Raw genomic sequence first — 24029 nt, forward strand, 5'->3', positions numbered from 1 at the left:
GGAGCGCCGATGACCGCCGCGGCTTAAGCGTCGGCCAGCGCCTTGGTTATTTTCTCAAACAGATCCCCGGAGAGATTCTCCAGCGCCTTGAGTTGCTCCAGCGCCGCGCGCATGAGGCGCTGACGCGGCGCATCATAGCGCTTGAGCCGAATCAATGGCTCAACCATCCGCGAAGCAACCTGGGGATTGCGGGTATTCAACTCGGTCAAGATCTCGACCAAAAAGGCGTAACCGCTACCGTCAGCCGCATGGAACGCCGCCGGATTATTGGCGGTGAACGCGCCGATAAGCGCCCGAACGCGATTGGGATTATTAAGGCTAAAGGCGCGATGGGTAAGCAGCGATTTGACATGATCCAGCGCGTCCTCCGCCGGACTGGTCGCTTGCAGGCTGAACCATTTGTCCATGACCAAACCGTCGTGGTGCCAGCGCAGGTCGAACTCCGCCAGCAGCGTGGCCTGGCAGGGTAACTGCGCCGCCGCCGCCGCCGCCATTGCCGCCAGCGTGTCGGTCATATTGTCGGCCTGATAGTATTGCTCGGTGGTAAGACGAACCGCACGATCGCGATCGCCGAACGCCAGATAGTGCAGACAGCAGTTGCGCAGCGCGCGCAGGCCGATATCACGGTGCTCCACCCGATACTCACCGTTAGGGCTGGCACGATAAACCGCTAACAGTTCATCGCCAAGCTCGTTCGCCAGACAACTGGTCAGCGCGTCATGCACGCTGTGAATCGCCACCGGATCCACGCTATCAAACAAACCGGCCATTTCATTCTCGCTCGGCAGCGTCAGTATTTGCGCCGCCAGCGCCGGATCCAGCTCGGGGTCAAGCAGAATACCGCGGAACGCGTCAGCTACATGCAGCGTCAGCGGCTGCCCCTCCTGATAGCGGGCCACGTTCAAACGGATATAGATAGACAGCAGGCTTTGCGCCGCGTCCCAGCGGGAGAAATCGCTGGTGGCGAAACGCATCAGGGTAATCAATTGCTGATCGCTATAGGGATAATCCAGCTTCACCGGCGCGGAGAATTCACGCAGCAGCGAGGGGATGGGCAGCGACGGGACATGATCGAAAATAAACGTCTGGACGCTTTCGGTCACATTCAGCACCGAATTTACTGGCGCGCCGGCGTGCTGTAGCGGGATGACCTGTCCGTGGTTATCGTACAGTTCGATATCCAGCGGAATATGCAGCGCCTGTTTTTCCTGCTGGTCCGGCGTCGGCGGCGTCATCTGCGTCACGTGCAGAGTGTATTGCTCCAGCTCGGCATTATAATCGTCGCGCACCGTCACCAGCGGCGTACCCGACTGGCTGTACCAGCGGCGGAACAGCGTCAAATCGATATCGCCGGCTTCCTCCATCGCTACGACGAAATCTTCGCAGGTGGCGGCGCTGCCGTCGTGGCGGGAAACGTAGCGGCGCATCCCGGCCTGGAACTTTTCCTCCCCCAGCAAGGTATGCAGCATACGGATCACTTCGGCGCCCTTTTCATACACCGTCAAGGTGTAAAAGTTATTCATTTCAATAACTTTATCGGGGCGAATGGGGTGCGCCATCGGGCTGGCGTCTTCGGCGAACTGCGCGCTGCGCATCACGCGTACATTGTTAATTCGATTGACGGCGCGCGAGCCGATATCCGAACGGAACTCCTGATCGCGGAATACGGTCAGGCCCTCTTTCAGACTCAGTTGAAACCAGTCGCGGCAGGTAATGCGATTGCCGGTCCAGTTATGGAAATATTCATGGCCGATGACCCGTTCGATATTGAGATAATCCACATCGGTGGCGGTTTGCGCCCGGGCCAGCACATATTTGGCGTTGAATACGTTGAGCCCTTTATTCTCCATGGCGCCCATATTGAAAAAATCGACCGCCACCACCATATAGATATCCAGGTCGTACTCAAGACCGAAGCGGGTTTCGTCCCAGCGCATGGCGCGCTTGAGTGACGCCATCGCCCAGTCGGCGCGATCCAGGTTGCCGCGATCAACAAACAGCTCCAGCGCGACCTCCCTGCCGGAGCGGGTGGTAAAGCTGTCGCGCAACACATCAAAATCCCCCGCCACCAGCGCAAAAAGGTAACACGGTTTTGGAAAAGGATCTTTCCAGATGACCCAATGCCGGCCATCGCCGTTATCCCCGTAATCAATACGGTTGCCGTTGGAGAGCAGGAACGGATAGCGTTGCTTATCCGCCAAAATGCGCGTGGTGAACCGGGCCAGAACATCCGGACGGTCCAGATAAAAGGTAATATGGCGGAAACCTTCCGCCTCGCATTGGGTACAGAGCGCGTCGCCGGAAAGGTAGAGCCCTTCCAGGGCGGTATTATTGGTGGGATGGATCAGCGTTTTGATGGTCAAGGTAAAGGTGGTGGGCAACTGCTCAATGACCACTCCCGGGGCGTCCAGGCGATAATGCATCCATTCCTGGTCGTCCACCCGCAAACTCAGTAGGCGTAAATCTTCGCCGTTGAGCAGCAAGGGCGCGCCGGCCTGGCCCTGACGCACAACGGTGCTGGTTGCCGTAACGGTGGTATTTTCGGCCTCGAGATCAAAATCCAGGTGAATATCGGTAATCGTATAATCCGGCGCACGATAATCATGGCGGTACTTGACTTGCGGCTGTTGCGTCATAGTTAACCTTTAGGCATCAATGTCGATTTCTGCCGTTAAGTCTATTCCTGTTAGCGGCAGGTTGCCATTGTAAAGCCCGGCAAGCGCGCTAAAATGCAGCGTTCGCGCAAAAAACAGCGCGGGCGGGCGGTAAAACCCGCCAAATGACCGGGCGACTAACCCGCGGGACGGCACGTTTGGTCCCGACGTTATCACGCCAACTGTGCTCTGATGTGACTACACTTATAGGATAACGCGGCTTTTCATGGCCGTTACCCCTTATCCGACTGAGATGAGATGTCGTAAAAGGATGCTTGAACGCACCATGAATGTTGCTACCGATCCGATTTTAACATCGATACTCGACACTGATGCCTATAAATTCCATATGCAGCAGGCCGTTTTTCATCGCTATTACGATGTGACGGTGAGCGCGGAGTTCCGCTGCCGCGGGGACGATCTGCTGGGGGAATACACCGCCGACATCAGTGCCCAGATTGAGATGATGCGTAGTCTGAAATTGGGCCAGGAGGAGTTTGCCTACCTGCGCGAATTGCCGTTTTTTCAAAGCGACTATCTCAACTGGCTGCGCCAGTTCCGCTTTGACCCGAGCCAGGTGCGCGTACGCAATCACCACGGCAAACTCGATATTCGCATCACCGGCCCCTGGCGCGACGTCATTTTATGGGAAGTGCCGCTGCTGGCGGTAATAAGCGAGGTGGTGCACCGCCGCTCGCCGCACCCGCCGACGCGGTGGCGCAATTGCAGCAGAAGCTGCGTTATTTTCGCCAGATCAGCGCGGATGTCGACCTGTCCCGCTTCAAGCTAATGGATTTCGGCACCCAGGCACATGAATGGTTTCAGGCGCATCAGCAGATAAGCCCCGATCTGGCCAACAGCCAGCGCGCCGCGCTCCAGGCCTGGCTGGACGAATACCCCGACCAGTTGGGGATCGCGCTCACCGACTGTATCACCATGGATGCTTTTTTACGCGACTTCGGGCCGGCGTTTGCCCATGCCTATCAGGGTCTGCGGCACGACTCCGGCGACCCGGTAGAATGGGGCGAGAAGGCCATTGCGCATTATGAACGGCTGGGTATCGATCCGCTCGGCAAAACGCTGATGTTTTCCGACAGCCTCGCTTTTGACAAGGCGCTGATGCTGTACCGCCATTTCTGGCAGCGCATCAATCTCGTTTTTGGCATCGGCACCCGGCTGAGCTGCGATATCCCCGCCGTAAAGCCGCTGAATATCGTCATCAAACTGGTGGAGTGCAACGGTAAACCGGTGGCGAAGCTGTCGGACAGCCCCGGGAAAACGATCTGTCACGATAAAGCCTTTGTTCGCGCCCTACGTAAAGCGTTCGACGTGCCGCTGGTGGTTAAAAAGGCCAGTTGAACCGCCGGTCAAGCCGCGGCGGGTATGGGGTCGCCCCCCGTTTTGCACGGGGGGAAAAAGGCCGGTTGAGTCTTTCGCCAAGCCGCGGCAGGCATTTTCCGTTCACCCCTGATTGATGTGAAAGCGTCGGCAGAGACGGCGCGGTGGCGCGTTTTAACACCGTTTCCCCCCCTCATTGCCCGCCCTAAACACCATCGCCGCCAGAAATATGCGATTTCCCCTTGTGGTCTTGCCGCCGCCAAGTAACATATTATGGTCCGTTAGCGGACTCAAGGCCTTTTCCTATTTTAACTGAGTAAGAGAGTATTTTATGAGCGTAGTGCCTGTAGTCGATGTACTGCAAGGGCGCATGCCGGCTGACAGTGAAGTCACTGTACAGGGTTGGGTGCGTACCCGCCGAGATTCCAAAGCCGGAATCTCCTTTCTTGCCGTCTATGACGGTTCCTGCTTCGATCCTTTACAGGTCGTCATTAATAATACTCTGCCCAATTATCAGAACGACATTCTACGCCTAACCACCGGCTGCTCGGTATCGGTTACCGGCCGGGTAGTGAAATCTTTAGGGGGCGGTCAGCGTTACGAAATACAGGCTCAGGCCGTTGAGGTGCTCGGCTGGGTCGACGATCCGGATACTTACCCCATGGCCGCCAAGCGCCATAGCGTGGAGTATCTGCGCGAAGTGGCCCATCTTCGCCCGCGTACCAACCTGATTGGCGCGGTGGCGCGAGTCCGCCATACCCTGGCGCAAGCCATTCACCGTTTTATGGACGAGCAGGGTTTTTTCTGGGTGTCGACGCCGTTAATTACCGCCTCCGATACCGAAGGCGCCGGCGAAATGTTCCGCGTTTCCACTCTCGATCTGGAAAATCTGCCGCGTACGGCCGATGGCAAAGTCAATTACGGTGAAGATTTCTTTGGCAAAGAGGCCTTTTTAACCGTTTCCGGCCAGTTGAACGGTGAAAGTTACGCCTGCGCCCTGTCAAAAATCTACACATTCGGTCCAACGTTCCGGGCGGAAAATTCCAATACCAGCCGCCATCTCGCCGAATTCTGGATGGTTGAGCCGGAAGTGGCCTTCGCCACCCTGGAGGATGCCGCCGGCTTAGCGGAAGCGATGCTTAAATATGTCTTTCAGGCGGTATTGACCGAGCGCGCCGATGATATACAATTCTTCGCCGAACGGGTCGACAAGGAAGCGATAAACCGTCTGAAACACTTTATTAGTACAGATTTCGCGCAAGTGGACTACACCGAGGCGGTCACTATTTTGCAAAACTGTGGCCAGGCATTTGAAAATCCGGTTTCCTGGGGCATTGACTTATCTTCGGAACATGAACGCTATTTGGCGGAAAAACATTTCAAAGCGCCGGTGGTGGTGAAGAATTATCCCAAGGATATCAAGGCGTTTTACATGCGCATGAATGACGATGGCAAAACCGTTGCCGCTATGGATGTGCTGGCCCCGGGCATCGGCGAAATCATTGGCGGATCCCAGCGCGAAGAGCGTTTGGACAGACTGGATGCGCGTTTGGAAGAAATAGGCCTCAACAAAGAAGATTACTGGTGGTATCGTGATTTGCGCCGCTATGGAACCGTTCCGCATGCAGGTTTTGGATTAGGTTTCGAGAGATTAATAGTTTATGTCACAGGAATGCAAAATATTCGTGATGTAATACCCTTCCCGCGAAGTCCACGCAATGCCGATTTTTAAATTTCGGCATTTAATATAAGAAAAACATATATATACGTCACCAAGGCCAGCGCCGCGTGGCTTTTCTATACTTTGTATTGCAAGGGATTAAGCCTACTTTCAATGACTTCATCCCTTTTTGGGGACTCTATGCTAGCCCTAAAAACCCTTATGTGTGGATGGAATGTGGATGCTTCTGTCCAGTGGGTTGAAGGTTATCGCGTCCTGTAAGTAATCAGGAGCAAGATGCGCATAGGTCATCGTCTGCTGGATTGAAGCGTGTCCCATAATTTTTTGTAGTGTTAGTATGTTCCCTCCGTTCATGATGAAGTGTGCAGCAAAAGTATGGCGCAACACATGTACGGACTGGCCTTTAGGCAGATCAGGTTTAACATTACGCAAAATTTTTCGATATTTTCCATAATCTATATCAAAGAGTTTTCCTGATTTTTTCCTCTTTATTGCTTTCACTGTCTCATCAGAGATGGGAACCGTGCGAATCTTGCCATTTTTGGTTTCAGTGAAAGTAACTCGATTATGCAGTACATGCTCTGCCTTAAGGCTGGCTGCTTCTCCCCATCTTGCCCCAGTAGCTAGGCATAGAATGGTTATTCTACGGGCGTCTCCATCTGTTGCATCCAGCAATTGGGTAATTTCCTAGCTGGTTAGATAGGTCATCTCGGGCGCTTTTTCCTTTAAGACCGATAACGCTCTGATTGGGTTATCCCCATGGTATTCCCCAGCATTAATTAGCACGCGAAACATACTGCTAAGTACTGCCTCATCCCGATTAACGGTTGATGCTTTTGCGCCATCATGTAGCCGCTTAGAGCGCCATTCTTGCATGAAGCGCTGATTTAAGCGTCCAGCACTTAGATCTCCGATAGCCTTGATGATTCTACATAGTGCAACTTTTCGTTTTTCTCCGTATTTCAGGTTTCGGCCTTCAAGTTGCCACCATATTTCCATTAGGGCAGATAATTTCCGTTGATCTGCGGGTTTTTCCAGCCAATCTTTGTTGTGCAAATTGCCTAGTACGTAGCGCTCATAGGCCACTGCATCAGCTTTTTTCTTAAATATTTTTTGGATCCTGCGGCCATCCCGACCACGGGGTCTCACATCAACTTTGTATCGTCCACCATCGAGCGTTTTAATCGTCATGATTACGCCCTCCGGTCATAAGCTCTGAGTGTTTGCCTGTTTGGCAAACATAAGCCTCATAAACCCCTAGCCAGCCTTTTGTTCCAATGATGTAGATTCCGCATTGTTTTGCCCAAAGTGTGCGAGAGCCGGAGCTATCTGCCCGGATTCTGGCGCAATTTTACCTGTGGTGAACCATAATGCATATTTTTCAAAAATTGGTGTTGACAATATTTTCATTAAAACATCTCCTTTAGGAATTGCCTCTCCTGTCTCATATCTCCATAGCGCATTATGAGGTATGCCTATTATTTCAGCGGCCTTCCTTCTACTTGAGATGCGTTCGCTTTCACGCATCACCTTTAATTTCTCTGCTATATCCAAATTCATATTGCTTTATCCAAGTCAATATTCCAGAATGGTGTCATGTAATGCTTTGGGGGTGATTTTTCTTCAATACCCCAGCTTGGGAGATTACCACATGACAGACGACGAATTGAGGGCCTTGTTTAAGATCCCTGATGCCATTACCACTGATGAGTTTGTCCGCAGGACAGGGAAGTCGGAGCAAAGCGTACGCAAATGGATAGAACGCCGCTTTTTGCCTCTTGCGACGGAAAAAGAGGTTTTTGGAGAAAAAGGCAGCTCTCGCCGGTTACTTATACTTTGGAATGAATGGCTTGAGATGATCTCTGACGTTACAAGCCAACTTCCTCCTGTGCGCTGCGACTGGAAGCGTGCATGGCATAAGCGCGCCAAAAAGCTCCGTGAAGATTTGGGTGTGCCGTATCGCCTTGGGGGAGAGGATAAGGCTGCATGAAAGACTTTTTGCTCATTGCGTACTACTTGATCGTTCTTGGTGCCGTTGGTTTCATGCTCTACGTATTCTTCGAGAGGCTGATAGACGTCATTCGGAGTGAACACGCAGACGACATGCGCAAAGCTTATCAGGCGAGCAAGGCAGCCGTTGAGCGCCAAGCCCGCCAACGTTTGTAGGAGAAAGCCAATGCAGCTGGCCTTTCTCTTTTTAAAGTTAGAGATATCTCACAAAGTTCCCTAAAAATTACATTTAGACATACATTTTTCTTTATGAAACATTGTTACGACATTTGTATCATTTTCGGGGTAGATTAACGACTCTGTGAATGGAACACTGTGTGCAGACACAGGAAAACACCAAACTCTCAATAATGTTTCGTAAGAAATTATTAGCGGCAGTGGCAGGTGTCCGAATAACACCAATGAGGGTAGTAATAATGATGAAGAGCAATCTTCTTGCAGTGGTAATTCCGGCCTTATTGGCTGCCGGTGCCGCTAACGCGGCCGAAGTGTATAACAAAGATGGCAATAAATTAGACATCTACGGTAAGGCTGTCGGCCTGCACTACTTCTCCCACAGCGACAACAGCTACGGCGACCAGACTTACGCCCGTCTCGGCTTCAAAGGTGAAACTCAGATTACCGACCAGCTGACAGGTTTCGGCTAGTGGGAATACAACTTCCAGGGCAAAAACTCCGAAAGCAGCGTCGACGCTCAGGACGGCAACAAAACCCGTCTGGCGTTCGCCGGTCTGAAATTTGGCGATGCCGGCTCATTCGAGTACGGCCGTAACTACGGCGTTGTGTATGACGCTATCGGCTGGACCGACATGCTGCCGGAATTCGGCGGTGACTCCGGCTACAGCGACAACTTCATGGTGGGTCATACCACCGGCGTCGCAACCTACCGCAACACCAACTTCTTCGGGTTGGTTGACGGCTGAGATTTCGCCGTACAGTACCAAGGCAAGAACGATCGTGACGAAATCCGTCGCGCCAACGGCGACGGCTGGGGCGCATCTACCAGCAACACCTCCGCCATCGGTGTTGCTATCGTCGGTGCTTATGCTTCTTCCGACCGTACCGATGCCCAGCAAAGCGCTTACTATGCTAACGGCAGCGAAAAAGCTCAGCAGTGGGCAGCCGGTCTGAAATATGACGCCAACAACGTTTACCTGGCCGCTATGTACGGTGAAACCCGTAACGCGACCTACATCTCCAACGCCAATCTGCAGATTGATGGCGCTGACGCGACCGGTTTTGCTAACAAAACCCAGCTGATTGAATTGGTTGCTCAATATCAGTTCGACTTCGGTCTGCGTCCGTCCGTCGCTTACGTGCAGTCGAAAGGTAAAGACATCGAAGGCATTGGCGATGTTGACCTGATCAAATACTTTGAAGTGGGCGCAACTTACTACTTCAACAAAAACATGTCCACCTATGTTGACTACATCATCAACCAGATTGATGACGACAACCAGCTGGGCATCGGCAGCGGCGATACCGTTGCTCTGGGTCTGGTCTACCAGTTCTAATCCCCTTTCGGCCCTCTACATCTGAAATCAGGATAGCGAAGGCAGGGTTTATACCCTGCCTTCTTTTTTTGTGCCGTTGAAAAATATGCGGTAAACGGTTGGCAAAGGGCTCTCGTAACGGTAACCTGATAGCACTTTTCGCACACTGTGACGTTTGGACACATCTCCCATGTTTGAATCAATCCCGGTCGCACCGGCGGACCCGATTCTCGACCTGCTGGATGTCTTTCGCGCCGATGATCGCCCGAATAAAATCAATCTTGGTATCGGCGTTTACAAAGATGAAACCGGTAATACGCCGGTGCTGACCAGCGTAAAAAAAGCGGAATCGCTGCTGCTGGAAAATGAGACAAGCAAAAACTACCTGAGTATTGACGGCATCGCCGCCTTCGCCGCGGGCACGCAACGCCTTATGTTCGGCGCAAAGAGCGATATTATCGCCAGCGCGCGGGCGCGCAGCGCGCAAACCCCCGGCGGCACCGGCGCCCTGCGCGTGGCCGCGGATTTCCTGGCGCACAATACCGCCGTGCGCCGCGTTTGGGTAAGCAACCCTAGCTGGCCGAACCATAAAAACGTGTTTAGCGCGGCGGGATTGACGGTGTGCGATTACGCCTACTATGATGCCGTCACCCATACGCTCGATTTTACGGCAATGTTGGCGTCCCTAAGCCGGGCGCAGGCCGGCGACGTTGTTTCGTTCCACGGTTGCTGCCATAATCCGACCGGGATCGACCCCACCGAGCAGCAATGGCGCGAACTGGCGGCGCTGTCGGCCCGACAGGGCTGGCTGCCGCTGTTCGATTTCGCCTATCAGGGTTTCGCTCACGGTCTGGAGGAAGATGCGGCGGGTTTGCGGATTTTTTGCGAAGCGCATCAGGAGATTATCGTGTGCAGCTCCTTTTCAAAAAATTTCGGCCTGTATAATGAACGCGTCGGCGCCTGCACTCTAATTGCGCCCGACAGCGCGATTGCCGATCGCGCCTTCAGCCAGTTGAAAGCCATCATTCGCGCCAATTACTCCAACCCGCCGGCGCACGGCGCCGCCGTTGTCGCCACCATTTTGGCCGACGACGTGCTGCGTGCCATGTGGGGGCAGGAGTTGAGCGGTATGCGCGAGCGCATTCAGCGTATGCGCCAACTGTTCGTCAACACCCTTCTGGACAAAGGTGCTCGGCAGGACTTCAGCTTTATCAACCGGCAAAACGGCATGTTCTCCTTTAGCGGCCTGACCCAGGAACAGGTGCTAAAGCTGCGGGACCAATCGGGCATTTATGTGGTGAATTCGGGCCGCATCAACGTGGCCGGAATGACGCCGGATAACATGGCGCCGCTGTGCGAAGCGATCGTGACGGTACTATAACCGCCGGTTGAGCTGTCTGAAGCGGCGCGTCGGTTGGTGAAACGATGACACTGTCATGGCGGTTGGCGCAACGGCAGTAACCGCCATGAAGCGCTAACCGACGGCTATTGCAGGAAAGGATTCGTGCGGCGCTCGTGGCACAGCGTCGACATGGGGCCATGACCGGGCAGAAAGGCAATGTCATCCGCCAACGGCATAAGCTGATGATGGATCGAACGTATCAGCGTCGCGCTATCGCCGCCCGGCAGGTCGGTACGACCGATGCCGCCATTAAACAGCACGTCCCCCATCAAAATGAACTTCGCCGCTTTGTTCCAAAACACCACATGCCCCGGTGAATGACCGGGGCAATGCAATACGCTAAACGACAACGTCCCAACGCTCACCGTAGCGCCATCCGCCAGCCAGCGATCGGGCGTCAAGGGCGGAATGCTTTCCACGCCAAACATTTGGCACTGCCCCGGCAAACTCGCCAGCAGCGGTTCATCGTCGCGATGGGACCGACGATGGGCACACGATAGAACGCCGCGAGCTCGCTAGCGGCACCGACATGATCCAAATGGCCGTGCATCAGCCATATTTCTTTTACCGTTACGCCCAGCGGCGCGACTTCTTGACGCAACCGCTGCGCTTCACCTCCGGGATCCACCAGCGCCGCTTCACCGGTCTGCTCGCACCAAACCAAAGAACAATTCTGGCTGAACGCCGTTACCGGCATGATGTGATATTTCATACTGTATCCTGTCTGACCTTTTGCACCCGATTATACGGCGAAACGGCGCTGGTGTTGACAGGAATTGCGGTGCGTTACCAGGTGCGCGCCGGCCCGGTATCGATATGGACGAAATTACTGCGCGGATAGTATCCCACGCCGCCCATGCGCAGCTTGAGCGCCGCTTTACGGATCATGCTGAGCGGCGTGCCCTCAATATGAAAATCCATGGCTTTGCCCAGCGTATGATAACTGTGCTTCGCCACGCCCTCGCTTTTTGCCCGCAGCGAATTATTGGTCTGTACCGTTCGATAACCGGAAATAAGCTGCACCGGCTTGCTGGTTTGCAGCACCGTTTGCAGACGATTAAAGATGATCAAAAAGCTGAGGATCGATTTCGGTTATCTTATTGGCGCGAAAATCGCGGAAAAAATGATTTAATCGGCTAAGCTCGCTTTGATCATAGCTTTTACCATTGAAAAATTCCGTTTTTAGCGTTTCACCAGTATGCAAATTATTCAGGGTAAGCATGCGCGGGCGGGGCGTGGAGAGCGTGGCGAAAGCGGTGCCGGGAAGCAGCGCCAGCCCGGCGGCAGCCGTTCCGAACACCAGCAATTGACGGCGTAGATGATTAATATGATCCATGGGCAAAGTAACCAGTCGGCAGAGTTGATGAACCAAATGCACAGTAGCGCACCGCCCGAACCATAACCGTATGGGTGGGCCACGTCAATCACTCAAGCGTCAGGATTTGCAAAAGCTCACAAAGTAGTCTACGCGGGCGTTCGATCAGGCCCGCGCATAAATTCACCGGCGTTCAGCGGCTTATTGCAGCAGCCGTTGCGCTTGCGGCAGGCTTCTGGCGCCCTTCTGGGTGGGCGTATCATAATTGTAAATATCTGTACGGAACTGCGGTTTACCGTCGTCCGCGACCCAGGCGGTAAGATAAAACAGATTGACCGAAATCTGATGTCGAATCGGCACATAGGTCGTATTGCCCTGCCTTAGGGTCGCACTGACGCGAGCGTCGCCCCAGCCGGCATCTTGCAGCAGCATGTTCGCCAGCACCGCCGCCTTGTTCACCCGAACACAACCTGAGCTCAGCGCGCGCTGATCTTGGCCGAACAAATTATGGTTGGGCGTATCGTGCAGATAGATGGCATCCGAGCTGGGCATATTGAATTTATACCGTCCCAAGGCGTTCTTCGGCCCCGGCGCCTGCTGCAAACGATAAGGAAAATGGTTGGGCGTGACCATATTCCAATCAATATTGGCCGGGTCGATCACGGCGGCATCGCTACTCCAGCCCGATAATATGGTGAAGTCGTTGCGCGGCAAATACCCCGGATCGCGCAGCGCTTTCGGCAGAATATCCTGACGCACCAGCGAACTGGGCACATTCCACGGAGGATTAAGCACCACGCTGCTCAATGCGCTGCGCATCAGCGGCGTTTTGCGGCTGGGGCGGCCGACGATCACCCGCGAGGACAGCACCTCTGCCCCCTGCTGATAGTAAACAAGGGAGTAATTGGGAATATTGACCAGGATGCCGGTATTAACGCGATTGTTCAGCAGACGCAAACGCTGAATATTTAACGCCAGCAGCGTGACCCGGGTCTTCGGGGAAACGTTAAGCCAGTTGCGCGTCTGGCGGCCGATCACACCGTCGGCGTCCAACCCCTGCCAGCTTTGGAAACGTTTCACCGCCGCCACCAGATCGGGCGAATACATCTTGTCCTGCACATCTACCGTGGCGACCACCGTTGGATTATCGCTGGAGGGCGTGGGCGTGAGCTCCGCGGCGGCGGGGCTGACCACCGCCGACGGCGGCTCCTGGCTAATAGGCTGCGAGGCGGTAGGCGTAGTGGCCGAGGCGTTATCCACCGTCGGTTGCGGCGCGGCGTCGCCGCGCTGGAGCATACCGGTACGCCGCAAAATCTCGCGCAGCGCGGGAATATCATCGCTTAATTGGCCGGGACGCAGGTTGGCGCTGCCGGTCAGCTGCGGCCAGGGATGGTTATCGGCGAGAATGGTTTTCAACGCTTGATGCATTTTGGCGTATTGCGGATGTTGCGGCACCAGGCCGCTGATAAAGGCATCCAGCCTGCCGTCGTTCAAAGCATTCTGCCAGCGGTCAATCAACGCGCGCGGCGGCAGCACCAGCGTATAGGGTGCATTGCCGTAAAGCCATCTTTCGCCGTTGGCGCCGACGCCGTTGGTGAATTGCAGGTAGCCCAGCAGAGCGTCGGACAAGATTTTATCCCGCGCCAGACCGGTGATGCGTGGATCCGTGAGCCACTGCGCCCAGGTGGTGAATTGCGGCTGGACGCCCGACAGCGCCAGTTCCGCCAGTTGCTGCTGAAAATGCCGCACCGCGGCCCGGTCCTGCCACATCGGCGCATCCTGGCGAGCGGCGTAAAGGGCCGCTATTTCGCGGGCAAAGTAAGGTTGTACATGAGCAGGGGAAATTTGTCCCGGCAAAGGGGCGCCAACACCCTGGCTTTGCGCGGCCAGCGCGCTAAAGGCGGGGCCGGAGAGCGACGCGATACCTGTAGCGATGCAAAATATTCTGGACTAATTTGCAAACAATTCTGGACTCCCTAAAACCCTAAAAAATAGCTATTTTGGACAGTCCAGAATTGGTTACAAAATTTATAGCTAAGGTAGACGTCAATGTAGTTATCGTATCTGTTAAGTTATGCAGCGAGAGATTTCTGCTCCCGATTTAGCCAAACTTCGTCCTGACAACTCCGGTTCCGTGTTTGACCTGACCACAGGTTAGATTACGGATTTTGACGGCCACACAGATCTATTTTCGCTTCTCCAGCGACTCCCCATTTTCTGCGGAGATACAGCTGATTGGGGAGTCACAGAGCCTGTTTAGAAATTTGTGTATTTGCCTGATTTTGATATGTTCAATCCAACATCAAAAACAGGTTAATTTATGGACGAAAAACAGTTGCAGGCTCTGGCTAACGAACTGGCCAAAAATCTCAAAACCCCTGAAGATCTCGGTCACTTCGATCGGCTGCTGAAAAAAATCAGCGTCGAAGCAGCTTTCAATGCCGAAATGACCCATCACCTCGGCTACGATAAAAATCAGCCTAAACCGGGGACCAACGCCCGCAACGGCTATTCCACAAAAACCGTTACCACTGGCGATGGCCCGCTGGCGCTGCGTACTCCGCGCGATCGTGACGGTTCCTTTGAACCGCAACTGGTGAAGAAGAACCAGACCCGGATTACCGGGATGGATAACCAGATTTTATCGTTGTACGCCAAAGGGATGACCACCCGCGAGATCGCCGCCGCGTTCAAAGAGCTGTATAACGCCGATGCCTCGCCAGCGCTGGTCTCAAAGGTCACCGATGCGGTCATGGAGCAGGTTGTCGAATGGCAAAACCGGCCTCTGGATGCAGTCTATCCCATTGTTTATCTTGACTGTATCGTTCTAAAAGTCCGGCAGGACAGCCGCATCATCAACAAATCTGTGTTCCTGGCGCTGGGCATCAACATCCGAAGGCCAGAAAGAGTTGCTAGGTATGTGGCTGGCCGAAAATGAAGGCGCAAAGTTCTGGCTGAACGTGCTGACAGAGCTGAAAAACCGCGGCCTGAACGATATCCTTATCCCCTGCGTAGACGGGCTGAAAGGCTTCCCTGACGCTATTAACGCGGTGTATCCGGAGACGCGGCTCCAGCTGTGTATCGTGCATATGGTGCGCAACAGCCTGCGGTTCGTCTCCTGGAAGGACTACAAGGCCGTCACCCGCGACCTGAAAGCTATCTATCAGGCCCCTACGGAAGAAGCCGGCTTGCAGGCGCTGGAAGCGTTCTCCAGTGCCTGGGACATCCGCTACCCGCAAATAAGTCGAAGCTGGCAGGCAAACTGGGCCAATCTAGCCACGTTCTTTGCCTACCCAACGGACATCCGCAAGGTGATCTACACGACCAACGCCATCGAGTCGTTAAACAGCGTGATCCGGCATGCCATCAAAAAGCGCAAGGTGTTCCCGACCGACGACGCAGTGAAAAGGGTGGTGTGGCTGGCGATACAGGCGGCCTCACAGAAATGGACAATGCCTTTGAGGGACTGGCGCATGGCAATGAGCCGCTTTATTATCGAGTTCGGTGACCGCCTGGACGGTCACTTCTGAGAAAAGGCATTTACACAGAATCCGGTACGGGCTCCGCGGGTGTATGGCTGAAGCTATTTCAGCACTTTCAAAATAGCGGTCATGAGGCCAACGGCAGCAATCAGCATCCTCCGACACGAACCGTCATCTGTAATCCCAGCTTATCAAACCTGTTAGCAATATCCTTACGGACATCGGCTATCTCTGCGGATAAGTCCTTACGGACATCGTCAAGGTCACGCTTGGTAGCCACACCCGCCACCTCATGAGACTTACGGACGGCAATAGAAATCGCCTTGGCCTGCTCTTTCGGCAACCCGGCTTTTTCCAGTGTCTCAACGAATTCTTGAGTATCAAATGCGACTTGGCCCATGGGGAAGTCCTCCTGTTTATGCCAAGTGTAGCGTATCCACCACATCAACGGAAGGAGTAACACCAATGGCTCCGGCATTTCCAAGCATTTATGGTGCTAACTATTCAACACAAAACGGAAGGTTCTTTCAACGACGAGGCGATATCTGGATACAGATTGAACGATATCTGCCATGTGCCACTGGAACTCTAAATGAACCGCTTGAGGCAACGGCCCTTCGTTGGCTAAACGAACTGGAGAACGGAACGCTCAAGACCAAACGAGCCATCGGAAGTACGGGAGCTACCAAGACCGCTGTATACAAGCTAACCGAAGGTGGCCTCAAAAATAGTTCACCTATGAAGTTTACAAAGTAATTAACTACATCAACGAAAGGAGTTACCTCCATGAACATGAATGACTTCATTGATATGTTGCAGAAAAAGAAGGTCCCGTACTCCATTGACGGAGATAAGATTTTCGTCAATGGAAACCTCAATCTCCATGATGCGAGCATTACCAATTTACCGGACAACCTGAGTGTTAGAGGCTGGCTTGATCTCCGCGGTACAAGCATAACCAGCTTGCCGGACAATTTGAGTGTTGATGGCAGCCTTTACCTCCGCGGTGCAAGCATAACCAGTCTACCGAATGGTCTGAGTGTTGGCGGTGATCTTGGTCTCAGCCGCACAGGCATTACCCGCCTACCGGAAAACTTGAGCGTCGGTGGCAGTATTGACCTCTGCTATACGGGCATTTCTAGCTTGCCGGATAACCTTGAAGTTTATGGGTCAATATATTTACAGCCCAACAGAATAACCAACATTGTCTATCGTGAATTCTGGAAACATGACTATTACACGGTTTTTGCTGCTTGGCTAAATGGCGCGTACTGCGTTGTTGTTAACGAAAAGATTTACACATTGAAAGAGTTTGACGGCGAATCAGTAATAGCAGATGTCGAACAGGCGGCGCGGGAATGCGTGGCTGAATTAGAGCAACGCAGGAAAACCGGGGGTGCGGCATGAAGTCCTTTAACGTGAAACAAGTAGAAAAATTCCGTGATGTGTTCCCTGAGCTGACCACGATAGAACAGCTTGAAACGGCGATGCTCTTCTCTCTTGGCCTCTCCAAAAAAGAGATTGCAGCGGCGCGTGATGTTGCTTACATAACGGTTGAAAAGATGCTTGATGCAATAAAAAGCAAATTTAATCTTTACTTTTTAAATAATCTGCTTTCTGTCTTTCTGGTCCGGCTGGTGTTTTTTGCCTTAACTGGCGGCACAGTAAAAAATAAGAAATAAGGATAACCCACGCGCTAGAAAAATGGCAACAGGCGAACGTTAGCCAGTTCCTACAACGCCACTAATCACTAATCTCGCCCCGGTATCGTGCCGGGGTTCCATTATCGTTTTAACCAACGAGGTATATCTGCATGCAAAATTTAACCATTGCACAAACATTAACCATGTCCAGCCGCGAGATTGCGAAGTTGACCGAAAAGCAGCATAAACACGTGCTGGAGGACTGCCGCAAAATGTTCGAGGCGCTCAATATTCAATCGGCCGACTTTTCGGCTGATTACAAAGACAGCAAAGGACGCGTCTATCAGGAGTTTTTGCTTGACCAGGACTTAACGATGACACTCGTCATGGGGTACAGCATTGAGCTTCGCCATAAAGTTGCCAAGCGCTGGCGTGAACTGGAAGAACAAGCCAAGAAGCCAGCTATTCCGCAAACATACCCCGATGCACTGCGCCTCGCTGCCAAACTTGCAGAGGAAAAACAACATCTGGCATTGGTCAACAAGAAGCAAGAATAAGAGATTCATTGCTTACAAAGCTTATTTCAAACAGGAATGACGCCGGTCAAGTTCTGCAAGCAACTCAACGGCGTGAATATCAACCGTGTCAGCCTGTTTTTGGCCGAACGTAATTTTCTCTACGACGCGCAAAAAGACACGAACAAGTCCTATATATGGCGCGTGAAAGCTCACGCACGTGATAAATATTTCACTGAATCACCATATACCATCAAATCATATAAAGGCGACATGCAATTATATGAAGTCATTCTGTTACAAGACGGTGCTAAATGGCTTTATCGCCACTATCTGAAAGGCGAGCTTCCGATGAAGAAAGACTGGAACGGCGAATTCACCCACGACAAATATCTTCAGGCTGCATAAGGATAAACACCATGACCAAAATCACCGCCTACAAAGGCTTTAACGCCGATATGACTTGCCGTGATTATCAGTTCGAGATCGGGAAAACCTACCAGCACGAGGGCGCGGTAGAAATCTGTAGTTCAGGTTTCCATGCCTGCGAATATCCGCTCGATATCTTCTGCTACTACGAGCCAGCAAACCATCGTTTTGCCGAGGTTGAGGTATCCGGCGATATCGCCCATGAAGCGGTAGGCGGCAAACTCACCAGTAGCACAATTACCATTAAGAAGGAACTGTCCCTCCACCAAATGGTTGGCCGCGCCGTCGAGTGCATAGCGAGTAAAATTGATAAGTCCGCAGAACAGACGATCATTGAAGGCCGCGGGTCAGCCGCTACCAACACTGGCGACTGGTCAGTTGCCACCAACACCGGCTACCAGTCCGTCGCCACCAATGCGGGCGACCAGTCAGCCGCAGGCGTTAGCGGCTTCGGATCGGTTGCCGCGTCTCTCGGCGCGCAGGGTAAGGCCAAAGCCGCTGAGGGCGGCGAAATTGTACTGTGCTATCGCAATAGTGAGGGCAACATTATCCACATCCGCGCCAGCAGGGTGGGTGATAACGGCGTGAAACCGGATACCTGGTATGTGCTTAATGCAAACGGCGAGTTTGAAGAGGCCGATGATTAACCTCTGGTTCAGTTTTGCACTGGAAGCATCTGCACACCAGGAAGGGAACAAGTTGACGAGGATGTACGTCAGCCGCCCCGCAGTTTCGGAATAACATCTTTAAACATTAAACTCAGGATGCCCGCCAACAGGAACCATTGCAGCAGCGTCCATGCACGCAGGAGGTAAGTATTGATGAATAATTTCCGTGGTAAGAAAGTTCACATAGAAATAAGTCACAATCAGGAAGGTGGTTTTTCTCTGCTCGTTTCTGATGACGATGTCGGATGCAGAGTGGCCGGGGCTAAAGTTGGAGGTTGTAAAACCCTGGAACGATTTACCGTAGATACCCAGGAGCTTATCGACGCAATAATGGAGCATGCCCATGTTTAAAACATTCTGGACACTGAAGATTATCAACACGCTGTTCATTATTTCATGCATTGCTTGTCTGGTACTGGCCCTTGCATCGTTCAGCGGTACAGCCGCGCCCTATATGCAAGTCACCGACGGTATATTGGCATTACTGACACTGCTCGGCGTCAGGCTGACGTTTGAATGTATTGCTGTGCAATTTGTACAGGCCGAAACATTACAGAAAATTCTCAGTAAACTGGAGAAGGAGCATGAAACCTAAAATACCCATCGGGGTAAGAGAGCGGGCGAAGCGATTTGAACGCCTGTACCGTGAAGGGCTTATCCACGCGAGACGTATCCGACGAACAGGCTATTTATCAATACGGTTTTCCCTTTGCTGGCGTATGTTATCGAAATATAACGGTCAGAGTTGGAAAACCATGAGTCACGCAACATACAATACACAAATAACAATATAATAACAGGAGCACCCCATGAATTACGCATTCGCGGGTAATGCTGCCCTCATGGGGAGCTATCACCCGGAAGAAACCCTATTGGATAAAATCATAAAATGGCTGAGGAATGGATGCAGGAAACTTATCGATATTCTCCGGCAGGAAGGCAATCCTCTATGAGCTATGCCAATAAATTAATTCAGGCGCTAATCGCCGAATCTCTACGATTACACGACGCGTTGCTATGGGATATCACCATCAAGATATATGAAGCACGGAGGAGAAATGAGCTCATCAAGTAAACTGGCTGACTTCCCGCAAACACTGCGAATCAATCAGGAATGGCGACGCTTCTGCTTAATTCAGGCGCTTGAATATCGTCGATTAGGCATGCGTGAAGCCAAGAAGTAATCACTGCATTATGCACATACCGCAAAGCTAAATATCAGATACTTCATGCCGAACGGTAACGAACCTTTTTGAGGTGAACGATGAGTATAGCAACATTAGTATTGGGCGAATCAGGTAGTGGCAAATCTACCAGTCTGAGAAATCTTGACCCAGAAAAAACAGGGATTATTCAGTGCATCAATAAACCACTGCCATTTAAATCTTCTGGCTGGAAAGTGGGGCTTAACGTCGCAAGGACAAATGACCCAGTCAAGATATTAAATATATTAAGAGCGCACAATAAAGATATCATTGTTATTGATGACTTTCAAAGTGTCCTTGTTGATGAGTTTATGAGACGAGCGACCCAACGGGGTTATGACAAATTTACGCTTTGTTGAATAAATCCGAAATTTGTGACGACTTCCTCCCTATCAGGGCGATTGTTACATGATGCGGACGCTGTTTGGCATTCCTAACAACGTGATCCGGTTAAGCGCTTTGACCATTGCCATAGCCTCACCTACCTGCGCGTCATAGTCATGCAGACTCAGATGACCACCCAGAAGTATTTTAAACCGGAACATGGCCGTTTCAGCCAGTGAACGCCGGTGATAACCTACTTTCTTTTTCCAGGTATCGTTATTGCCGCTCAGATGCTGATTTGCCACCGCATGGTTACGCTCATGGTATCGAGCTGGCCAATATTGCGCACCACTTCGCGGTGGGATAAGCGGCTTTATTTTTTTCCTCAGCAGAGCATCATGACAGTAACGCGTATCGTAAGCACTGTCAGCCGACGCTTCCCTGATTTTCCGGTGGGTTTGGTTAATCAGCCCGGGCAGCGCCTGCGCATCTGTCGTACCGCTTAGCGATAAATCGGCACAGATAATTTCATGTGTCGCGCTATCTACTGCCAGATGAAGCTTGCGCCATACTCTGCGCCTCTCAGCCCCATGCTGCCTGACTTTCCATTCGCCTTCGCCGAAGATTTTCAGGCCGGTGCCATCGATGACCAGGTGTGAGATTTCGCCGCGGGTTGGCGTTTTTATGCTGATGTCGACGGTTTTTGCTCGCCGGCTGACCAGAGAGTAATCTGGGCAGCGCAGCGACAGCCCCATCAGTTTAAAAATCGCGTCAACGAAACCCTGTAACGCCCGGAGCGAAAGGTTAAACACGCGCTTTATCATCAGAACCGTGGTAATGGCCATATCGGTGTAGTGAAGCGGCCGGCCACGATGTTCAGGTGGTGTACTCTCAGTCCATGCAGCAATGGCTGACTCATCAAGCCATACTGTCATGTCCCCCCGCTGCCTGAGCGCATTGTTGTATGCGGGCCAGTTGGTGATTTTAAACTTTTGCTTTGCCATGGGGACCTGATTTTGAAACGAATGTAGTGATCAGAGCCGCCAGTCACCTAAAAGTTCGATTTATTCAACAAAGCCGTAGATAGCGCGACACATGAAATTATCTGTGCCGATTTATCGCTAAGCGGTACGACAGATGCGCAGGCGCTGCCCGGGCTGATTAACCAAACCCACCGGAAAATCAGGGAAGCGTCGGCTGACAGTGCTTACGATACGCGTTACTGTCATGATGCTCTGCTGAGGAAAAAAATAAAGCCGCTTATCCCACCGCGAAGTGGTGCGCAATATTGGCCAGCTCGATACCATGAGCGTAACCATGCGGTGGCAAATCAGCATCTGAGCGGCAATAACGATACCTGGAAAAAGAAAGTAGGTTATCACCGGCGTTCACTGGCTGAAACGGCCATGTTCCAGTTTAAAACACTTCTGGGTGGTCATCTGAGTCTGCATGACTATGACGCGCAGATAGGTGAGGCTATGGCAATGGTCAAAGCGCTTAACCGGATCACGTTGTTAGGAATGCCAGAGCCTGTTTAGAAATTTGTGTATTTGCCTGATTTTGATATGTTCAATCCAACATCAAAAACAGGTTAATTTATGGACGAAAAACAGTTGCAGGCTCTGGCTAACGAACTGGCCAAAAATCTCAAAACCCCTGAAGATCTCAGTCACTTCGATCGACTACTGAAAAAAATCAGCGTCGAAGCAGCTCTCAATGCCGAAATGACCCATCACCTCGGCTACGATAAAAATCAGCCTAAACCGGGGACCAACGCCCGCAACGGCTATTCCACAAAAACCGTTACCACTGGCGATGGCCCGCTGGCGCTGCGTACTTCGCGCGATCGTGACGGTTCCTTTGAACCGCAACTGTTGAAGAAGAACCAGACCCGGATTACCGGAATGGATAACCAGATTTTATCGTTGTACGCCAAAGGGATGACCACCCGCGAGATCGCCGCCGCGTTCAAAGAGCTGTATGACGCCGATGTCTCGCCGGCGCTGGTCTCAAAGGTCACCGATGCGGTCATGGAGCAGGTTGTTGAATGGCAAAACCGGCCTCTGGATGCAGTCTATCCCATTGTTTATCTTGACTGTATCGTTCTAAAAGTCCGGCAGGACAGCCGCATCATCAACAAATCTGTGTTCCTGGCGCTGGGCATCAACATCGAAGGCCAGAAAGAGTTGCTAGGTATGCGGCTGGCCGAAAATGAAGGCGCAAAGTTCTGGCTGAACGTGCTGACAGAGCTGAAAAACCGCGGCCTGAACGATATCCTTATCGCCTGCGTAGACGGGCTGAAAGGTTTCCCTGACGCTATTAACGCGGTGTATCCGGAGGCGCGGCTCCAGCTGTGTATCGTGCATATGGTGCGCAACACTTGCGGTTCGTCTCCTGGAAGGACTACAAGGCCGTCACCCGCGACCTGAAAGCTATCTATCAGGCCCCTACGGAAGAAGCCGGCTTGCAGGCGCTGGAAACGTTCTCCAGTGCCTGGGACATCCGCTACCCGCAAATAAGTCGAAGCTGGCAGGCAAACTGGGCCAATCTGGCCACGTTCTTTGCCTACCCAACGGACATCCGCAAGGTGATCTACACGACCAACGCCATCGAGTCGTTAAACAGCGTGATCCGGCATGCCATCAAAAAGCGCAAGGTGTTCCCGACCGACGACGCAGTGAAAAAGGTGGTGGTGGCTGGCGATACAGGCGGCCTCACAGAAATGGACAATGCCTTTGAGGGACTGGCGCATGGCAATGAGCCGCTTTATTATCGAGTTCGGTGACCGCTTGGACGGTCACTTCTGAGAAAAGGCATTTACACAGAATCGTGTACAGGGTCTATAGCAAAAGAGCCGTTTAAGTTTAAATATATAAAATATTTATGCATTGAGTATGTTTATCAACAAAATCGTTAATTGAAACTGTTTAAACGGCTTTCAAACTTACTCAAACCACGGCCAATCCAGTCCAGAATATAGTGCAAAAAACTCATTTTTCGCTCATTTTTTGCGACGAGTCCAAAATCCTTAAAATGGCTGTAAGCCGCGCCAGTAAAGGGCTTCCGGCTAATCCACCGTTCCCCCTGAGAGTCCAGAAATGCTTGCCACCCCACACGTGGAGTCAGCGCCGGTGCGAAGCCCTTAGGCCCAGAGTGAGAACGCCGGCGTTCAACCGATCTCAAAAAGCGCCAACGGTTAGACGTCTGCGGCCGCTACGTCGCCCTCTTGCCGCGCACCGCTCAGGGCGTTCCTCCGTCGCCGGTCAGGTCAGCGTTTCCGTCGCGCTGTAGACCTTCTCGAGCACCCGCATGGCCACCTGCATATCCCGGGCATCGACATCCTCAAGGATCTCCTTGCCCAGAGCATCCGCTTCCGTGCGCACTTTCTCATACAGCGCTTTACCCTCATCGGTGACCACCAGCAGCTTTTTACGCCGGTCGGCCGGGGTGGGGATGCGCAGTACCAGACCGATTTTGACCAGACGGTCCACCATCGTTACCACCGTTGCACCTTCAACGCCGAGCCGCTGCGCCAGTTCGCTTTGCGACAGCGGTGATTCCGCGCCGGCGATAGCCGCCACCGCCACCCAGCTCGCCTGACTGAGACCCAAATATTTCAGGCGCCGGTCAATAGCCATGCGCAGCGCGCGCGAGGTCAAATGCAACATTTTTGAAAAATTTTTATATTCAGTTTTCATCAGCCGTATCAGGTAAAGACACACTATGTTAAAAATTATCACACATTGATTACGAAGACCAATGACACACGCATTGTCGAACAAAGAAATGATCCCTTACCAATCATGCACATCCGTTCATCGTTATCAGGGAAATAAATTATCCTAACAGCATTCAATGCTTTATTTACCT

The 24029-nt window shown here is 52.4% G+C and carries 20 protein-coding genes and 8 pseudogenes; 19 read left to right on the plus strand and 9 right to left on the minus strand.

Annotated elements, in window-relative coordinates:
• Positions 1-23: 23 nt before the first annotated feature.
• Entirely contained in the window at positions 24-2636 is a 2613-nt protein-coding gene (gene pepN / locus SOPEG_RS08670) for an aminopeptidase N (RefSeq protein ID WP_025245037.1), read from the minus strand.
• Between the two features lie 304 nt (positions 2637-2940).
• Here pepN and pncB point away from each other — a divergent pair.
• Both pncB and asnS read left to right on the plus strand, forming a co-directional pair.
• A pseudogene (pncB, locus tag SOPEG_RS08675) lies at positions 2941-4013 on the plus strand (nicotinate phosphoribosyltransferase).
• A 310-nt stretch (positions 4014-4323) separates the two neighbouring features.
• Positions 4324-5724, plus strand: coding sequence for an asparagine--tRNA ligase (gene asnS, locus SOPEG_RS08680; RefSeq protein WP_025245038.1), 1401 nt, complete (start codon positions 4324-4326; stop codon positions 5722-5724).
• A gap of 138 nt (positions 5725-5862) precedes the next feature.
• Here the strand turns inward: asnS and SOPEG_RS08685 are convergent.
• Both SOPEG_RS08685 and SOPEG_RS08690 read right to left on the minus strand, forming a co-directional pair.
• Positions 5863-6864 (minus strand): annotated as a pseudogene (locus tag SOPEG_RS08685) (phage integrase).
• Positions 6865-6930: 66 nt separating this feature from the next.
• Positions 6931-7233: a helix-turn-helix domain-containing protein gene (locus SOPEG_RS08690; RefSeq protein ID WP_038468477.1), complete on the minus strand. Its 303-nt coding sequence runs from the start codon at positions 7231-7233 to the stop codon at positions 6931-6933.
• A gap of 52 nt (positions 7234-7285) precedes the next feature.
• Here SOPEG_RS08690 and SOPEG_RS08695 point away from each other — a divergent pair, with 52 nt between their 5' ends.
• The 4 genes and pseudogenes from SOPEG_RS08695 to SOPEG_RS08710 all read left to right on the plus strand — a co-directional run bounded on the left by SOPEG_RS08695 (position 7286) and on the right by SOPEG_RS08710 (position 10557).
• Positions 7286-7663 (plus strand): hypothetical protein, encoded by a 378-nt coding sequence (locus tag SOPEG_RS08695; RefSeq protein WP_236851788.1) that lies wholly within the window; start codon positions 7286-7288, stop codon positions 7661-7663.
• Entirely contained in the window at positions 7660-7839 is a 180-nt protein-coding gene (locus SOPEG_RS08700) for a hypothetical protein (RefSeq protein WP_025245039.1), read from the plus strand. Before SOPEG_RS08695 ends, SOPEG_RS08700 begins: the two co-directional genes overlap by 4 nt.
• Before the next feature lie 260 nt (positions 7840-8099).
• A pseudogene (ompF, locus tag SOPEG_RS08705) lies at positions 8100-9197 on the plus strand (porin OmpF).
• A 169-nt stretch (positions 9198-9366) separates the two neighbouring features.
• Positions 9367-10557, plus strand: coding sequence for an amino acid aminotransferase (locus SOPEG_RS08710; RefSeq protein WP_025245042.1), 1191 nt, complete (start codon positions 9367-9369; stop codon positions 10555-10557).
• A 104-nt stretch (positions 10558-10661) separates the two neighbouring features.
• Here the strand turns inward: SOPEG_RS08710 and SOPEG_RS08715 are convergent.
• The 3 genes and pseudogenes from SOPEG_RS08715 to ldtD form a co-directional block, all read right to left on the minus strand.
• Positions 10662-11290: pseudogene (locus SOPEG_RS08715) on the minus strand (MBL fold metallo-hydrolase).
• A gap of 74 nt (positions 11291-11364) precedes the next feature.
• Positions 11365-11914 (minus strand): annotated as a pseudogene (gene mepK / locus SOPEG_RS08720) (peptidoglycan L,D-endopeptidase MepK).
• 180 nt (positions 11915-12094) lie between these two features.
• Positions 12095-13837: a L,D-transpeptidase gene (ldtD, locus tag SOPEG_RS08725; RefSeq protein ID WP_038468482.1), complete on the minus strand. Its 1743-nt coding sequence runs from the start codon at positions 13835-13837 to the stop codon at positions 12095-12097.
• A 376-nt stretch (positions 13838-14213) separates the two neighbouring features.
• On the opposite strand from ldtD, the pseudogene SOPEG_RS08730 reads away from it, so the two are divergent.
• Positions 14214-15423: pseudogene (locus SOPEG_RS08730) on the plus strand (IS256 family transposase).
• 100 nt (positions 15424-15523) lie between these two features.
• Here SOPEG_RS08730 and SOPEG_RS08735 read toward each other — a convergent pair.
• Complete coding sequence (locus tag SOPEG_RS08735; RefSeq protein ID WP_236851706.1) at positions 15524-15775, minus strand: CCDC90 family protein; 252 nt, start codon at positions 15773-15775, stop codon at positions 15524-15526.
• 386 nt (positions 15776-16161) lie between these two features.
• On the opposite strand from SOPEG_RS08735, the gene SOPEG_RS08740 reads away from it, so the two are divergent.
• The 10 genes from SOPEG_RS08740 to SOPEG_RS27300 all read left to right on the plus strand — a co-directional run bounded on the left by SOPEG_RS08740 (position 16162) and on the right by SOPEG_RS27300 (position 20194).
• Positions 16162-16782: a leucine-rich repeat domain-containing protein gene (locus tag SOPEG_RS08740; protein ID WP_025245046.1), complete on the plus strand. Its 621-nt coding sequence runs from the start codon at positions 16162-16164 to the stop codon at positions 16780-16782.
• Positions 16783-16793: 11 nt separating this feature from the next.
• Positions 16794-17057: a helix-turn-helix transcriptional regulator gene (locus SOPEG_RS08745; protein WP_236851708.1), complete on the plus strand. Its 264-nt coding sequence runs from the start codon at positions 16794-16796 to the stop codon at positions 17055-17057.
• A gap of 131 nt (positions 17058-17188) precedes the next feature.
• Positions 17189-17575, plus strand: a complete 387-nt coding sequence (locus SOPEG_RS29365) for a Rha family transcriptional regulator (protein WP_236851710.1) — start codon at positions 17189-17191, stop codon at positions 17573-17575.
• 36 nt (positions 17576-17611) lie between these two features.
• Complete coding sequence (locus SOPEG_RS29370) at positions 17612-17941, plus strand: hypothetical protein (RefSeq protein WP_051419566.1); 330 nt, start codon at positions 17612-17614, stop codon at positions 17939-17941.
• 11 nt (positions 17942-17952) lie between these two features.
• Positions 17953-18609, plus strand: coding sequence for a DUF7666 domain-containing protein (locus tag SOPEG_RS08755; protein WP_025245048.1), 657 nt, complete (start codon positions 17953-17955; stop codon positions 18607-18609).
• Positions 18610-18783: 174 nt separating this feature from the next.
• Positions 18784-18981 carry a hypothetical protein gene (locus SOPEG_RS24390; RefSeq protein WP_071882151.1) on the plus strand — a complete coding sequence of 66 codons (198 nt, stop codon included), beginning with the start codon at positions 18784-18786 and terminating at the stop codon, positions 18979-18981.
• Entirely contained in the window at positions 18974-19225 is a 252-nt protein-coding gene (locus SOPEG_RS08765; RefSeq protein WP_025245050.1) for a hypothetical protein, read from the plus strand. The genes SOPEG_RS24390 and SOPEG_RS08765 overlap by 8 nt, the downstream gene beginning before the upstream one ends.
• Complete coding sequence (locus SOPEG_RS31165; RefSeq protein WP_071882156.1) at positions 19215-19424, plus strand: ParE family toxin-like protein; 210 nt, start codon at positions 19215-19217, stop codon at positions 19422-19424. The genes SOPEG_RS08765 and SOPEG_RS31165 overlap by 11 nt, the downstream gene beginning before the upstream one ends.
• A 15-nt stretch (positions 19425-19439) precedes the next feature.
• Positions 19440-19583: a protease FtsH-inhibitory lysogeny factor CIII gene (locus SOPEG_RS27295; RefSeq protein WP_148297019.1), complete on the plus strand. Its 144-nt coding sequence runs from the start codon at positions 19440-19442 to the stop codon at positions 19581-19583.
• A 311-nt stretch (positions 19584-19894) separates the two neighbouring features.
• Positions 19895-20194 (plus strand): ATP-binding protein, encoded by a 300-nt coding sequence (locus SOPEG_RS27300; protein WP_148297034.1) that lies wholly within the window; start codon positions 19895-19897, stop codon positions 20192-20194.
• Positions 20195-20239: 45 nt separating this feature from the next.
• Here SOPEG_RS27300 and SOPEG_RS08770 read toward each other — a convergent pair whose 3' ends face one another.
• Positions 20240-21163, minus strand: coding sequence for an IS5-like element ISSoEn1 family transposase (locus SOPEG_RS08770; RefSeq protein ID WP_025243904.1), 924 nt, complete (start codon positions 21161-21163; stop codon positions 20240-20242).
• Between the two features lie 72 nt (positions 21164-21235).
• On the opposite strand from SOPEG_RS08770, the pseudogene SOPEG_RS08775 reads away from it, so the two are divergent.
• Both SOPEG_RS08775 and SOPEG_RS26175 read left to right on the plus strand, forming a co-directional pair.
• Positions 21236-21697, plus strand: a pseudogene (locus SOPEG_RS08775) (IS5 family transposase); the annotation flags it as partial.
• A 60-nt stretch (positions 21698-21757) separates the two neighbouring features.
• A pseudogene (locus tag SOPEG_RS26175) lies at positions 21758-22966 on the plus strand (IS256-like element ISSoEn2 family transposase).
• A gap of 456 nt (positions 22967-23422) precedes the next feature.
• Here SOPEG_RS26175 and SOPEG_RS08785 read toward each other — a convergent pair.
• The gene (locus tag SOPEG_RS08785; protein WP_025245054.1) at positions 23423-23857 is read right to left on the minus strand and encodes a MarR family winged helix-turn-helix transcriptional regulator; all 435 of its coding nucleotides are present in this window, start codon (positions 23855-23857) and stop codon (positions 23423-23425) included.
• Between the last annotated feature and the right edge of the window lie 172 nt (positions 23858-24029).

Origin of the sequence: Candidatus Sodalis pierantonius str. SOPE, assembly GCF_000517405.1 — a bacterium.
In the GTDB taxonomy this organism is placed as follows: domain Bacteria; phylum Pseudomonadota; class Gammaproteobacteria; order Enterobacterales; family Enterobacteriaceae; genus Sodalis_C; species Sodalis_C pierantonii.

Coding starts and splice junctions, on each gene's coding strand:
- SOPEG_RS29370 (WP_051419566.1), top strand. CDS start 17,612: ATGACGCCGGTCAAGTTCTGCAAGCAACTCAACGGCGTGAATATCAAC.
- SOPEG_RS08740 (WP_025245046.1), top strand. CDS start 16,162: ATGAACATGAATGACTTCATTGATATGTTGCAGAAAAAGAAGGTCCCG.
- SOPEG_RS08735 (WP_236851706.1), bottom strand. CDS start 15,775: ATGGGCCAAGTCGCATTTGATACTCAAGAATTCGTTGAGACACTGGAA.
- SOPEG_RS08755 (WP_025245048.1), top strand. CDS start 17,953: ATGACCAAAATCACCGCCTACAAAGGCTTTAACGCCGATATGACTTGC.
- SOPEG_RS08765 (WP_025245050.1), top strand. CDS start 18,974: ATGTTTAAAACATTCTGGACACTGAAGATTATCAACACGCTGTTCATT.
- SOPEG_RS27295 (WP_148297019.1), top strand. CDS start 19,440: ATGAATTACGCATTCGCGGGTAATGCTGCCCTCATGGGGAGCTATCAC.
- pepN (WP_025245037.1), bottom strand. CDS start 2,636: ATGACGCAACAGCCGCAAGTCAAGTACCGCCATGATTATCGTGCGCCG.
- SOPEG_RS08785 (WP_025245054.1), bottom strand. CDS start 23,857: ATGAAAACTGAATATAAAAATTTTTCAAAAATGTTGCATTTGACCTCG.
- asnS (WP_025245038.1), top strand. CDS start 4,324: ATGAGCGTAGTGCCTGTAGTCGATGTACTGCAAGGGCGCATGCCGGCT.
- SOPEG_RS08710 (WP_025245042.1), top strand. CDS start 9,367: ATGTTTGAATCAATCCCGGTCGCACCGGCGGACCCGATTCTCGACCTG.
- SOPEG_RS08690 (WP_038468477.1), bottom strand. CDS start 7,233: ATGAATTTGGATATAGCAGAGAAATTAAAGGTGATGCGTGAAAGCGAA.
- SOPEG_RS27300 (WP_148297034.1), top strand. CDS start 19,895: ATGAGTATAGCAACATTAGTATTGGGCGAATCAGGTAGTGGCAAATCT.
- SOPEG_RS08700 (WP_025245039.1), top strand. CDS start 7,660: ATGAAAGACTTTTTGCTCATTGCGTACTACTTGATCGTTCTTGGTGCC.
- SOPEG_RS08770 (WP_025243904.1), bottom strand. CDS start 21,163: ATGGCAAAGCAAAAGTTTAAAATCACCAACTGGCCCGCATACAACAAT.
- SOPEG_RS31165 (WP_071882156.1), top strand. CDS start 19,215: ATGAAACCTAAAATACCCATCGGGGTAAGAGAGCGGGCGAAGCGATTT.
- SOPEG_RS24390 (WP_071882151.1), top strand. CDS start 18,784: ATGAATAATTTCCGTGGTAAGAAAGTTCACATAGAAATAAGTCACAAT.
- SOPEG_RS29365 (WP_236851710.1), top strand. CDS start 17,189: ATGCAAAATTTAACCATTGCACAAACATTAACCATGTCCAGCCGCGAG.